This window comes from Paenibacillus lentus (genome assembly GCF_003931855.1).
GTDB classification, from domain to species: domain Bacteria; phylum Bacillota; class Bacilli; order Paenibacillales; family Paenibacillaceae; genus Fontibacillus; species Fontibacillus lentus.
In genome coordinates this window covers 2,110,037-2,122,232 of sequence record NZ_CP034248.1, presented here as the reverse complement: position 1 = coordinate 2,122,232, position 12,196 = coordinate 2,110,037, and the positions used below count along the sequence as shown (strand labels likewise).

The 12,196-nt window shown below is 47.7% G+C and carries 14 protein-coding genes; 3 read left to right on the top strand and 11 right to left on the bottom strand.

Annotated elements, in window-relative coordinates; all coding sequences use genetic code 11:
* The first annotated feature begins 18 nt into the window (after nt 1–18).
* Both EIM92_RS09490 and EIM92_RS09485 read left to right on the top strand, forming a co-directional pair.
* Nucleotides 19–438 (top strand): bactofilin family protein, encoded by a 420-nt coding sequence (locus tag EIM92_RS09490; RefSeq protein WP_125082440.1) that lies wholly within the window; start codon nt 19–21, stop codon nt 436–438.
* Nucleotides 439–700: 262 nt separating this feature from the next.
* The gene (locus EIM92_RS09485) at nt 701–1,855 is read left to right on the top strand and encodes an MGDG synthase family glycosyltransferase (protein WP_125082439.1); all 1,155 of its coding nucleotides are present in this window, start codon (nt 701–703) and stop codon (nt 1,853–1,855) included.
* Here EIM92_RS09485 and EIM92_RS09480 read toward each other — a convergent pair.
* Nucleotides 1,846–2,694, bottom strand: a complete 849-nt coding sequence (locus EIM92_RS09480) for a cell wall hydrolase (RefSeq protein ID WP_164515062.1) — start codon at nt 2,692–2,694, stop codon at nt 1,846–1,848. The genes EIM92_RS09485 and EIM92_RS09480 overlap by 10 nt on opposite strands.
* Nucleotides 2,695–2,856: 162 nt before the next feature.
* Nucleotides 2,857–3,426, bottom strand: coding sequence for an RNA 2',3'-cyclic phosphodiesterase (thpR, locus tag EIM92_RS09475; RefSeq protein ID WP_125082438.1), 570 nt, complete (start codon nt 3,424–3,426; stop codon nt 2,857–2,859).
* A 150-nt stretch (nt 3,427–3,576) separates the two neighbouring features.
* Here thpR and EIM92_RS09470 point away from each other — a divergent pair, with 150 nt between their 5' ends.
* Complete coding sequence (locus EIM92_RS09470) at nt 3,577–5,271, top strand: methyl-accepting chemotaxis protein (protein ID WP_125082437.1); 1,695 nt, start codon at nt 3,577–3,579, stop codon at nt 5,269–5,271.
* 112 nt (nt 5,272–5,383) lie between these two features.
* Here EIM92_RS09470 and EIM92_RS09465 read toward each other — a convergent pair whose 3' ends face one another.
* From EIM92_RS09465 to EIM92_RS09425, 9 genes are all read right to left on the bottom strand, one after another.
* Nucleotides 5,384–5,593 carry a KGG domain-containing protein gene (locus EIM92_RS09465; RefSeq protein WP_125082436.1) on the bottom strand — a complete coding sequence of 70 codons (210 nt, stop codon included), beginning with the start codon at nt 5,591–5,593 and terminating at the stop codon, nt 5,384–5,386.
* 147 nt (nt 5,594–5,740) lie between these two features.
* On the bottom strand, nt 5,741–6,466 hold the full coding sequence (locus EIM92_RS09460; protein WP_125082435.1) for a YwiC-like family protein: 726 nt from the start codon (nt 6,464–6,466) through the stop codon (nt 5,741–5,743).
* Between the two features lie 33 nt (nt 6,467–6,499).
* Complete coding sequence (gene moaA / locus EIM92_RS09455) at nt 6,500–7,516, bottom strand: GTP 3',8-cyclase MoaA (protein WP_125085098.1); 1,017 nt, start codon at nt 7,514–7,516, stop codon at nt 6,500–6,502.
* A 52-nt stretch (nt 7,517–7,568) separates the two neighbouring features.
* On the bottom strand, nt 7,569–7,802 hold the full coding sequence (moaD, locus tag EIM92_RS09450; RefSeq protein WP_125082434.1) for a molybdopterin converting factor subunit 1: 234 nt from the start codon (nt 7,800–7,802) through the stop codon (nt 7,569–7,571).
* A complete protein-coding gene (locus tag EIM92_RS09445) occupies nt 7,799–8,245 on the bottom strand; it encodes a molybdenum cofactor biosynthesis protein MoaE (protein ID WP_125082433.1) in 447 nt (148 codons plus the stop codon). Before EIM92_RS09445 ends, moaD begins: the two co-directional genes overlap by 4 nt.
* A gap of 66 nt (nt 8,246–8,311) precedes the next feature.
* A complete protein-coding gene (locus tag EIM92_RS09440) occupies nt 8,312–9,802 on the bottom strand; it encodes an MFS transporter (protein WP_125082432.1) in 1,491 nt (496 codons plus the stop codon).
* Between the two features lie 180 nt (nt 9,803–9,982).
* Nucleotides 9,983–10,630: a response regulator transcription factor gene (locus tag EIM92_RS09435; protein ID WP_125082431.1), complete on the bottom strand. Its 648-nt coding sequence runs from the start codon at nt 10,628–10,630 to the stop codon at nt 9,983–9,985.
* The gene (locus tag EIM92_RS09430) at nt 10,627–11,691 is read right to left on the bottom strand and encodes a sensor histidine kinase (RefSeq protein WP_125085097.1); all 1,065 of its coding nucleotides are present in this window, start codon (nt 11,689–11,691) and stop codon (nt 10,627–10,629) included. Before EIM92_RS09430 ends, EIM92_RS09435 begins: the two co-directional genes overlap by 4 nt.
* A 14-nt stretch (nt 11,692–11,705) precedes the next feature.
* Nucleotides 11,706–12,173 (bottom strand): GAF domain-containing protein, encoded by a 468-nt coding sequence (locus EIM92_RS09425; protein WP_246021269.1) that lies wholly within the window; start codon nt 12,171–12,173, stop codon nt 11,706–11,708.
* Between the last annotated feature and the right edge of the window lie 23 nt (nt 12,174–12,196).

Genomic DNA, 12,196 nt, shown 5'->3' with positions numbered 1-12,196 from the left:
GAACGGAGGATAAAATACATGTTCAAGGACCATAAAAAAATAAGCGGCTGGCAGGGGACTTTAATCGGACAGGGCAGCCAGGCTGAGGGAAAGCTGGAGTGTGAAGCAAACCTGAGAATAGAAGGTGCATTCCATGGAGAAATACATTGTCAGGGGCAGGTGATCATCGGTGAGACCGGGGAGGCCTATTCGAATATTAAGGGTACAGATATCATAGTAGCTGGCAAAGTCATCGGTGATATTTCCTCGCAGGGCCGACTAACGATTTCGAGCAGCGGACGGGTTGAAGGAAATGTAAACGTAGCGAAACTCGTCATAGCGGAAGGCGGTCTGTTAAACGGGACCAGCAAAATGGAGAAGGCAGTAACCGTACCGATCCCCGAAGCCGATTCCGTAAAAAAATCCAAAAAAAAAGCAGCACAGCCCGAAGCAGGGTGATCCCTCGCTTCGGGTTGTCTTTTATGCCAAAAATATGAGCCTGCTATAATTCCCGGATTATCCAGCCAGTTAACCTGAGCGTGGATTTTTTTCCCTTTCAGTGATTTTTCCCCGACTTTAGTCCAGCTATCGACCAGTCTGCAGGCTCTTTTGTTTCATATCGCAACCTTTTAAACTAGAAAACAGGTATTAGCATTGTGTCTTATTCAAGTAAGAAAAAACCGCCCAAAAGGGACGGATCTATTCTAAAGCAGGTGATATCATGTCCAAAAAACGAGTGCTGATTTTATCGGAGGGATTCGGCCGCGGTCATACCCAGGCCGGTCATGCGTTAGCCGCCGGCATAAAGAAAATATGCCCCGAGGCACAGACAAAAGTAATGGAGCTTGGCTCATTCCTTAATCCGATTATCGCCCCGTGGATTTTGTCTGCTTACCGGGTTACCGTAAATACGAGCCCAGCATTAGTAGGAATGCTTTATCGCAAAAAATATGAAAAACCAGTCGGTCGATTAACCCGGCTGGCCCTTCATAAAATGTTCTATCAACATGCTTCACAGGTAATTGGGCAGTTGAACCCGGATGTTATTATTTGCACGCATCCGATTCCGAATGCCGTAATCGCAAGGCTGCGCGCCTCGGGACTGCGGATTCCTCTCTATACACTAATTACAGACTATGATGCCCATGGCGCCTGGATTAGTCCTGAAGTGGACCAATATCTCGTCTCCACGCCAGAGGTCAAACAATTGCTCTTGCAGCGCGGGGTCAGCCCCGATGCCGTACAGGTAACCGGGATACCGGTTCATCCTAACTTCTGGAGCATCCAGGATAAGACCTCGGCAAGAAAAGAACTCGGCATAAAGCAAATGCCTACCGTACTCGTCATGGGAGGCGGCTGGGGGCTACTACTCAAAGATGAACTCATCGACAAACTCTTGGCCTGGCGCAGCAAAGTACAAATCATATGCTGCACGGGCAGCAACGAGAAGCTGGCTGAGAAGCTGCGCGCTTGTCCTGCATTGCAGCATGAGAACATCACCATCATCGGCCATACCCAGGAGGTAAGCAAATGGATGGACGCCTCGGATATTTTAATTACGAAGCCCGGCGGTATGACATGCACCGAGGGACTAGCCAAGCGCATACCCATGCTATTCTTTGAATCGATTCCTGGACAGGAAGACAAGAACCGCGAATATTTCGTCAGTCAAGGGTTTGGCATGGAGCTGTCCTCTCCCGAAATCATCGATCAATGGTTCACATCGATTACCGAACCAGCGCAGAGCAGCCTGATATCCGACAAAGTAAGCCCGCTGCGTTACCCGGTATATAAGCCGGATCGCTGCGCTAAGGCCGTGCTCAGCTTGTTGCAGAAAACCTCCATTGAAGCCAAGCTGGATTATGTTTATTTATAGAAGGTATGGTTCCCAATTTCCTTCGTTTTACTTTTGGTGTGTGCAACTGTCAGATCCGTAGCCAAAGATAGAGACAGGAAATAATAAGTGTCATCAGACACTTCCTTGCGCCCATGCAAGGCTTCCGTTACAGCACGAATCGAATCCTCGTTTGGAGTAACCCGATCCATCCTTCCGTTCTGCACAGGACTAAATTGAGATTTCTGGTAAATAACTTCCTTAATCGTGTCGGGGTAATTGGCGGACCGTAGCCGGTTTAAGACAACGTTGGCGACTGCCACTTTGCCTTCGTACGGTTCACCCTCTGCTTCTGCCATCACTATTTTGTGAAGAAGATGCAGCTCTTCATCCGTTAGAACGTAGTTCCAGGTCGCTTGATCCTTGTTTGCCTGGCTAAGCAGTTCTGTACGAGTGAAGTATATTTGGTTGGGGGGATGAGACATATCTATTGTTTCTACTGCTTCTGCAGCCGCCTCAGCCTTTACCGCTTTCTGTTGCACCAGAGCCTGCTCTGCTGCTATCAGATTGCGTGTGAACAAAAGCTGAAAACGCTCACTTGTCTTGGATTCGCCTTGTTTCTTCATCTGTAGTCTGGAAATCACTGGAACGACGGGTCGATAAATACGCCTCTCCTGATTCAGGGATGCGTTCATATTCACGGCAGTATTACGATTCTGCTGCTTTACGAAAATAGACTTATTATTTGATGAAAGCTCGATTGAACGAGCACGATTTTGGCTCTGATCCATATGACCCCATAATAATAAAATCGACCCTGAACATACTAGAATTGCACTGATTAAAAGCGTGATATAACGATTCTGTCTAAAAATATACATATGGCCTCCTACAATTACAGTATCTCTGAAATGACCCTTTCAACTATGTAACCGAAAAAAGAGGTTTTGAATACTATCTCTAAAAAGTTCGACATAAAGAGCCTTCCGAGAAGGAAGGCTCTCCTTACAACCACTCTGCAACTAACGGAGAAACGAGGAAATTCATTTCTGCAAAGATATGATTCCTACTACCTCATACATCGGACTTACGGTTACCCTAGTACGATACACTAAAATGGTGTCATTTGTCCAATCCCCAAACGATAATCCTTTATTTAGCAGCGATTCCTGCAACCGGGCACCCTCTGAAAACTTGCGGGCTAACGTGATGTGAGGGGCATATGGACGTTCTTCAGGCACGTACCCCAATTCTGCATTTGCCGCGGTTACCCGGCTATGGAGCTGGTGCAGGGAAGTCATTTCTCCTTGCACACCGCTCCACAGCACGCGGGGCCGACTGGGTGAGCCGAAAACTCCGATGCCCGCAGCCTCCAGTCGAAAGGGTTCAATCTCGGCTGCTGCCTTCTGTAGCACTTCCAATATAGGAGCTACCTTCTCTGGCGGAGTATCTCCGAGAAATTGCAGGGTAATATGATAATCCGCCGGATGTACCCACCTACGAAACTTCAAGTCATTTTGCCGCTCTAGACACCAGCTGTGCAGTCGCTCTTTGACGGGATTTGGTAATGGGACAGCAACGAATAAGCGCCATTTCTCCCCTTCCGGTGACATAGATCACTTCTCCTTGTGAATTTATTCTCAATAGTTGTTTTTTCGACACAATTAGACACTTGTCGTTATTATTTCACAAACATTTCAGATTTATAATTAATATAAACAAATATATATATAAAATTTTTATGATAGGAGAACTACATTAGAATGGGATTAGCAAGAAAAATTACTTTAGCCATCATCAGTCTGCTCCTTGTGATCGGGGCCCTAATCGGGGGATTCAGCTATCAAACCGCCTACCGTCAAATTAAAACTTCCGTCGGTATTGAGGTGCTGGGCTGCGCCAACATTACTACGGGGCTAGTGGATCCCCGAATGATCGAACAATTGCTTCAAGGAGACACGTCCGTTCTTCCCCTCGTCGAGGAACAATTAAATTGGACGGTCGACCATAAATCCTTGTTTAAAGAAAGCTTTATCCTGTCCCTGGACGGCGAAATTCTAGCCGCCGACAAGTACTTGCAGGCACGTGGTTACTCGGCTGGCGACTCCTTTTACTTAGCCAAGGCAGATCAGGATATGATTAGAGATATGAAGCACTCGGTTTACAGTGACGTGTACACTTATGACGGCGTAGAGTTATTGTCTGGCTATGCGCCGATTTATCTGAACCATGATCCTGCGAGCCCGATTGTCGGATTAATGACTATTAACTTTGACGCTTCCATCATTCATGAACGGACGTGGGAAATCATTACGCTGCCATTCGCGATCGGCGCAGCGGTTCTTCTGGCAGGAGCTGTCTGTGTCTACTTCTTCATCCACCGGATGATCCGGCCGCTCGAGCTACTTTCACGGCAGGTCAACGAGATTGCAGCTGGAGATTTGAGTATACAGCCCCCTGCAATCCAGAGCCGGGATGAAATAGGACAGCTAGCCCGCGATTTTGGGAACATGACCGCAAGCTTGCGACAGCTTATCGCCGAGGTCAATGGAACGTCCGTGCAGGTCGCCGCATCCTCCCAGCAGCTCTCCGCCAGCGCCGACCAGACGGGCAAAGCAAGTGAGCAAGCTGCTGAGATGATAGAACAACTGACCGAAGGCACCGAAACACAGCTGCGCAGCTTGGCGGACAGCTCGGACGTCATCCGGAGCATGGCGGCAGCTATCGATGAAATCAGCCGCCAGGCGGAGGCTGTCGCGCAATCAGCACAGCAATCCTCCGAATCCTCCGAGCAAGGACGTGAAGCGGTGCAGCTTAGCATAAAACAAATGGAAGTGATGGAGCACAAAATACAACAGCTGTCCTCCATTGTTCAAGAACTCGGCAGCCATTCCCAAGAAATTCAAAGCATTCTCGACATTATGACGGAAATTTCCACGGAAACCAATCTGCTTGCCCTGAATGCCGCAATAGAAGCGGCTCGGGCCGGAGAACAAGGACGGGGCTTCGCCGTTGTCGCCACATCTATTCGCAAGTTAGCCGAACGCTCTGTACAATCGGCGGATCAAATTTCTGCCCTCATCGCCCATATCGTCAACCAGATGGATCAAAGCAGCAAAACGATGGACGAGACCTTGCAGGAGACGCTTCACAGCACAGAGCTTGTGCGCCAAGCGGGCCAATCCTTCACCACGATCCACTCCTCGGCCGCACACACTGCGGAATCGATTGAGGGAGTGGCCGCGAACGTCAAAGAGCTATCAGACCGTTCCGTCCATTTAGTAGGATCTGTGGAGGAAATTGTCGCAGTAGCCAATCATAATGTAGAACGAGCTCAGACGATGTCCGCTGCATCCGAGGAACAGCTCGCGGCCATGGAGGAAGTCGGCGCCTCTGCGAGCTTCCTGTCCAGCCTTTCGGAGAAGCTGCATGCCATGATTGAACGATTCAAAATATAATGACTGCACAGCAAAATGACCTCTGAATGGATCAGAGGTCATTTTGCTTGGCCTAAGGGCCAGCCGGATCATACTTACTTATATGATCATGCCTATCCGCATTACATTACTCTTATTTATCTTTCCGCTGGCGGGCACGAGCTTCGCCGCCCTTGCGTCCCGCTTCCTCGCGGCTCATCTTGTCTGAATCCCTGCGGGCCTCACCGCCTTTTTGCCCGATCTCCTGATAGAATTCTTTATCATGATTACTGGCAGTTGCCTCTCCGCCCTTGCGCCCTGCTTCCTCCAAGCTCATCTTACCGTCACGATTGTTGTTAGCCATGTTGGTTCACTCCTTATCGTATTTGTAAGGTACCGCGCCGGGTACGGTATTGTATTACCCGCTCTAAAGAAATCAAAACATCAGGGCGGAGGGGATATAATTTAGTACATATTAACTCGCCGAGAGATCATCAAACAGCAAGCATGCCTAAAACACAGCAATAGCAAGCAGCAAAAACTGGACGGAACCGATAATTTCAATGATACCCACTTTCATGGGACGCAATGTTTTTCCCGCAAAAGCAAGGGTACGGATCAATGGAAACAAGTAGGCAATCATCATCCACGGCAAGCCCAGCAACCAGGGAGCCATCAGCAATAGGACGTGATAGCCTTTCGCGCAAACAAGCCACCGAGTATTCGTTCGCTCGCGAAACACAGACTTCACGAAGAATACGCTACCCATGAAAAAAAGTACATTAAATCCAACGATCAGCAGCATGGTGTGATCCCATCCGCCCCCGCCAATCCAATAGGCGGCCGCTCCGCCCATCGAGAAGGTAAGAATAGCGCAGAGATCATTCAACACGGCTCGTTCCGATTTTTGTTTCACATGCCAAATATTCACTGTCAGAAGAACAAGTAAAATCGGAGCAAAATAGAACAGCTCCGGGAAACTGATTAGAACCGGTGCCAAAAAAAAGAGCGCGATGACCCCATATATGGCTCCCCAAGTGATCAAGCGTCTGCGATCCTTTTTTCGTTTTAAGGATTGCAGTAACGGATATGAAGATAAATATAGAAATAACCAAGCTAGAAATAGCCACAAATGCATCCACTGCGGGCGCCCAGACATCATTCCGATCACAAATGGAACGGTGACCATGGCCCAGCCCCCGTGTTCATGGGGAATTACGATCCCCTGCTTCTTCACACGCCCCAACCTCTTCTCTCATTGCATTTTCTATTAACCGCCAATATAAGACATATTTATTTTCTTCCGCTGTAAGGCCCGCTGCTCCGTTCGTTCATCCGAATAACGGTCGCCCCGTCGCTCCCAGACGCTTCGGATTGCGGCGAGCAGCTCATCCTTGGACGCACCTCCACGCAGGAGCTGACGCAAATCGAATCCCTGGGAGGCGAACAGGCAAGTATAGAATCTTCCTTCTGATGACAACCTTGCACGCGTGCAGGTCGAACAAAACGACTCCGACACCGAGGTAATAAAGCCGATCTCGGCCTTACCGTCCTTATAGCGGTATCTCTTCGCAACTTCCCCAAAGTAATGCGGCTCCAAGGCTTCCAGCTCGTACACCGAGGATAATTGATCATAAATGTCCTTTTTGGTAACGACCCGTTTCAGGCTCCAGGCGTTATCGTTGCCCACATCCATAAACTCGATAAAGCACAATGTAATTCCCTTCTCCTTGAAATAAGCAGCCATAGGGAGAATTTCCTGATCGTTTACCCCCTTTTGTACCACCATATTCACCTTGATTTGAAAGCCTATTTCCCTGGCATACTCGATATTGTCAAGAATAGCTGCCGGCTTAATTCCACGTCCATTCATATAGGCAAATAGCTCCGGATTCAGTGCATCCAGGCTGATATTCAATCTTCGGAGGCCTTGATCATATAACGCTTGGCCATACTTGTTCAGGAGCAGTCCATTCGTAGTCAGACCTATATCCTCGATCCCTTCGATGTTCGCCAACATGCCCACGAGTTCCGGTAAATTTCTGCGCAGCAAGGGCTCACCGCCCGTTAAACGCAGCTTCTTGACACCCAAGGAAGCAAATAACTGCGCTACATAACAAATTTCCTCCAGTGACAAAAGCTCGTTTTTCGGCAAAAATGGATAATCATCCCCGAAAATCTCCTTGGGCATACAGTAGGTGCAGCGAAAATTGCAGCGATCCGTTACTGAAATGCGCAAATCACGAATAGGCCGATTCAGTTGGTCGCGTATAGGTTCAGTCGTCATCATCCCATTTGCCCCTCTCATTTCCTCCACAAGCACTACATCGCTGCCGCAATTACCCACCGCTCACTGGAGGGATCATAGCCACCGTATCCCCGGCCTGAATGACATCATCTGGACGAGCATACTCTTCATTTATAGCAACAAATACGGTTTTATCACCAAACTCTGGGTAGGTTGCTTTCGCCCAGTCCATAAATCCCTGAACCGTCCATTCTCGACGATCAATGATCTCCTCCGGCTTTCCCGTCAAATCGCGCAGACCTGCAAAATATAGTACTCGAATCATTCCGGACTCCCCCCATATTCAGGCTTCTTCTTCTGATCTCCGATCCATTCCTCGCCGTCTTCCCAGATTTCCTTCTTCCAAATCGGCACCATTTCTTTGATCCGTTCGATCGCATACTCATTGGCCTCATAGGCGGCCTTCCGATGAGGCGACGAAACAGCGATGACGACGGCAATATCGGATATGTGCAGCTCACCAATGCGATGAGCTATAGCGACACGTGTACCCGGCCATTTCTCTTCAATTTCGGAGCCGATTTGGGCCAGCTTCTTTTCCGCCATCGGAATATAGGCCTCATAAGCCAAGTATATCGTTCTGACACCATGTGTCCACTCCCGTACATGCCCCGTAAACGTAGTCACGGCACCTGCGCCCGGATGAAGCACCATATCTATGGCACGCTGAATATCGATAGGCCCGTCAACAATCTCGTATCGCTTCATTTTCAACCACCTTATATCTATTAAAATAAAACAGGGCAACCAGCCGAATGACCAGTCGCCCTTATTTCACGATGTAGTAATATCGCTGAACAATCCAACGTAGTGGACGACTTCACCTGAATCATCTTTAACTGCATTGATGGTCAGAAACTCCAAGTATTCGTCTCCATTCTTTCTGCGGTTCCAAATCTCTCCTTGCCATTGGCCCGTTTCTCGGATGGTTTGCCACATTTCTTCATAAAATGACTTGGATTGCTTCCCTGATTTCAAAATATTCGGCTTATGCCCAATAACCTCTTCCTCGTCATAACCCGTCAGCTTGGTAAAGGCAGGATTTACGCTGCTAATCTTCCCCATTGAATCCGTGACTAGAATACCTTGCCCCGTGTAGCGGAACACCTTGCTGGACATGACGAGCTGATCCTGATAATACATCCAGATGACCAGTATCAAACTAGCAAGAGCTACTTGGGATAAAGCCATGAATCCAATGGAATACTGCCCGGTCATGGAATAAATCATGGAGAGCATAAGCGGTGGGAAGAAGCCTCCTAGTCCACCCATCATCGATACGATCCCATTTACGGTTCCCGCCTGTTTATTGAAGTATTGCGGAACAAGCTTAAATATAACACCATTCCCTAAGCCCGCACAAATCGCTATAGTTAAACTCCCTAAAGTGTACAGCCCGATCGATGGGGAGAAAGCCAGCAAAATTCCAGACAATGTCAGCCCGAGGAAAATCCCCATCAATAAAATTAACGGTTTAAATTTATCGCCGAGCCATCCTCCCACCGGACGCATAAACGTAGCCAGGGCGATGAAGCCCGCGGTGCGCATCCCTGCATCTACTTTTTCCAGTTCGAAGTGAGAGACTAGAAAATTTGGCAGGTATACGGTAAAAGCTACGAACGAACCAAAGGTAAGAAAATAAAAGAGTGAGAACAACCATAGTTTATCGCTTTTATAGACAGACTTGATTTCATCCATAATCGGGGTCTTCACTTTGACTTCTTTTCGATCACCAAACAAAATATTCAATGCGATAAAAATCAAAAGAAGAACAAGATAAAGCTTAACCGTTAACGACCAGCCCACTTGTGTCGCGATCACCGGAGCTGCAAACGTTGTAATCGCCGTACCCAGATTGCCAATGCCATACACGCCGTTAACCAGCCCATGCCGTTCCTTCGGATAGTACTTCGGCAGCGATGTTACGCCTACGGAGAACACGGCACCGCCAATCCCCAAAAACAAACCGCCGATGACTAAATCGGTAAACGAGGAAGCCTCACTAATATAGAATACCGGGAACAGCAACAAAACGAAGCTAACCGCAAATACAAAACGTGCCCCGAACACATTGGCATAGTATCCAAAGGGGATTCTTAAAATCGACCCAAGCACGACAGGAATCGCCGTGAGAATCGCCAGCTTTTCCGCTGGAATTTGAATATCTTCTTTAATAAATGGAATAAGAGCTGAAATAATAACCCATACCATAAAGCCAAGCACTAAATTCATCGTTTGCAAAGGCAACTGCACTTTTCTAATCATCAGATCACCTAATTCCTGCGTACTGTATTATTGATTCCCATATCCTATTGTAAATGCAGTACGAGGAGAAAAATAATAGGGAAATCCCCTGATCCTGCAGAGGAATTCCCTAAATATTGTGCGCTTCTATATAAGTTGAACTATCGAAATGATGGTGGGGCAAGTACGAAAAATTTCCGTTCAAAAATCGAGCAGCTTCTTTTTGAGGGCATACTCTACCAATTCCGGACGGCTCTTTAAGCCCAGCTTCTCCATAATTTTTGCCTTGTGCACTTCCACCGTCTTAACGGAAATAAACAATTTCTCGGCGATTTCCTTATTGCCATAGCCCTTGGCGACCAATGGCAGTACTTCAATCTCCCGCTTCGTTAACAGGTTAAAAGGATCGGAATCACTAGTTTCCTGATCTTTCTTAATAAACTCCCTGACCAGGGATGTCGCCATCTTCGAGTGAATGTACGTCCCCCCCTGATGAACGGTGCGAATGGCTGTCAGCAATTCCTCATCAGGAGCATTTTTCAACACATAGCCTGCAGCCCCGTTTTTTAGAACATGGAACAAGTATTCCTCATCGTCGTACATGGTAAGAATCAATACTTTCGTATTGGGAAAATCACTGCTAATCTTGCCTGTCGCTATTAATCCGCTTTCTCCCGGCGGCATGCTTAAGTCCATCAACAAGACGTCAGGGTTATGCTTGGCAACCATTTGATATGCCTCAATCCCGTCCGCAGCCGTGGCCACAACCTCCATGTCAGGCTGATAATTCAGGATCATGGAAAAGCCGCTGCGAACGACGGCGTGATCATCAGCGATAACAATTTTCACTCCTTTTCCCCTCCTTCTTTTGGCGACAACGGAATGCGAAGGTGGATCGTCGTTCCCACGCCCACCTCAGACAAAATGTTCAATTGTCCCTGCACAAGCTCAGCACGCTCCCGCATACCGAACAAGCCGAGCCCTGTCCCCTTCGGATCCCTTGTGTTCAGCTGAAAGCCTGAGCCTTCATCCTGCACGATGAGCTGCAGCTCTCCTTCCTCCTCAAACAGCCTGACCTGTATATCATCGGTATTCGCATATTTCAGGGCATTCAGTACCGCTTCTTGGCAAATCCGGTAAACCACGGTCTCCATCTCATTACTGTACCGTGCAGCGGATAGCTCTGCCTTAAAATCGATAAGCAGGCCATAATTTTTCTCCAGCCATTTAAAATGAGAACGAAAAGCGGCCTCCAGGCCAAAATCATCCAATGACGCCGGACGCAATTCGACAGCTAACCGCCGGATATCATCGAGCAGCCGGGTTAATGAAGCTTCCGTCTGCTGTAACTTGTTCAGGACGACTTCGTTGGCATTCATATATTTTAGAACGCGCAAATCGACGAGGGAGCTTAACAGCTCCTGAGCAACACTATCATGCAGCTCACGTGAAATCCGCTTGCGCTCGTCCTCTTGCGCTTTAATCACGTATTTGGTCATATTAGTCTGGTATAGCCTTTCCTGAGTCCGGTATTGCTTCGTTAAGTTAAGCAGCATGAAGACACGGATGCCCTCTGGCTCATCGATCATATGAAAGCTTGCCGCATAAGGAACGAGTCCTTTCCCCCGCGTATTCAAATACACTTGAAAGGAAGAGAACTCCTCCTTTGTATTTTGCAAGAAACAATTCATGCAAGATATCATTGCTTCCTCACTCGTGTAGCCGGCACAGGAGTTGCAAAGCGTGATCGTTTCTCCTTTATGCATCTGTTCGATCACATCAAGATCCAGGATATTCTCTGCAGCCGGGTTCATATGCAAAATTTTCCCCTCTGCATCGACGAAGAAAATAGCCTCTATACTGTTATCGTACATCTTTCTTAACAGATGCAACATATCCGTTTTCGGCATATCTAGCAAAGGGCTCACTCCTCTACCAGCTCTCTGGTGAAATAGGGGCCAAACGATGGGTCTATATATTGCCTGAAATCATCAAGCAAGGAAGATGTTAAACGATTACTTTCCCGAAAGCCCACAAGTAATACCCCTGCGACACGGCTTTCCTTCCATAGAGGGGTAGCGCATGCGGTCTGAAGCTGCTCCGCAACGATAATCGGATAGTTAAACAAATCATTCGGGTCGAGTTCATCGGCTATATTTTGAATGATCATCGGCTTTCCCGTCTTGAACACCATACCGGCAATCCCTTTGCCTGAATGCAGGATAATCCGTTTATAGCGTTCATTTAAATTACCTGATACATACTGCCATGTCAGTACAAATTGATCGGCTGCAGATTGCACGAGCGCAATCGAAACAAAATCAAACTCAAAGCGCTGCCGAAGTAAATCAATCGCTTGCTGAAAATCAAAATTCGATTCATCCTTCATCATAATTACACCCCTGCTTATTGAAA

Excerpts from the sequence above, each read along its gene's own strand:
- EIM92_RS09490 (WP_125082440.1), top strand. The coding sequence starts at position 19 with ATGTTCAAGGACCATAAAAAAATAAGCGGCTGGCAGGGGACTTTAATC.
- EIM92_RS09485 (WP_125082439.1), top strand. The coding sequence starts at position 701 with ATGTCCAAAAAACGAGTGCTGATTTTATCGGAGGGATTCGGCCGCGGT.
- EIM92_RS09480 (WP_164515062.1), bottom strand. The coding sequence starts at position 2,694 with ATGTATATTTTTAGACAGAATCGTTATATCACGCTTTTAATCAGTGCA.
- thpR (WP_125082438.1), bottom strand. The coding sequence starts at position 3,426 with ATGTCACCGGAAGGGGAGAAATGGCGCTTATTCGTTGCTGTCCCATTA.
- EIM92_RS09470 (WP_125082437.1), top strand. The coding sequence starts at position 3,577 with ATGGGATTAGCAAGAAAAATTACTTTAGCCATCATCAGTCTGCTCCTT.
- EIM92_RS09465 (WP_125082436.1), bottom strand. The coding sequence starts at position 5,593 with ATGGCTAACAACAATCGTGACGGTAAGATGAGCTTGGAGGAAGCAGGG.
- moaA (WP_125085098.1), bottom strand. The coding sequence starts at position 7,516 with ATGACGACTGAACCTATACGCGACCAACTGAATCGGCCTATTCGTGAT.
- moaD (WP_125082434.1), bottom strand. The coding sequence starts at position 7,802 with ATGATTCGAGTACTATATTTTGCAGGTCTGCGCGATTTGACGGGAAAG.
- EIM92_RS09445 (WP_125082433.1), bottom strand. The coding sequence starts at position 8,245 with ATGAAGCGATACGAGATTGTTGACGGGCCTATCGATATTCAGCGTGCC.
- EIM92_RS09440 (WP_125082432.1), bottom strand. The coding sequence starts at position 9,802 with ATGATTAGAAAAGTGCAGTTGCCTTTGCAAACGATGAATTTAGTGCTT.
- EIM92_RS09430 (WP_125085097.1), bottom strand. The coding sequence starts at position 11,691 with ATGCCGAAAACGGATATGTTGCATCTGTTAAGAAAGATGTACGATAAC.
- EIM92_RS09425 (WP_246021269.1), bottom strand. The coding sequence starts at position 12,173 with ATGATGAAGGATGAATCGAATTTTGATTTTCAGCAAGCGATTGATTTA.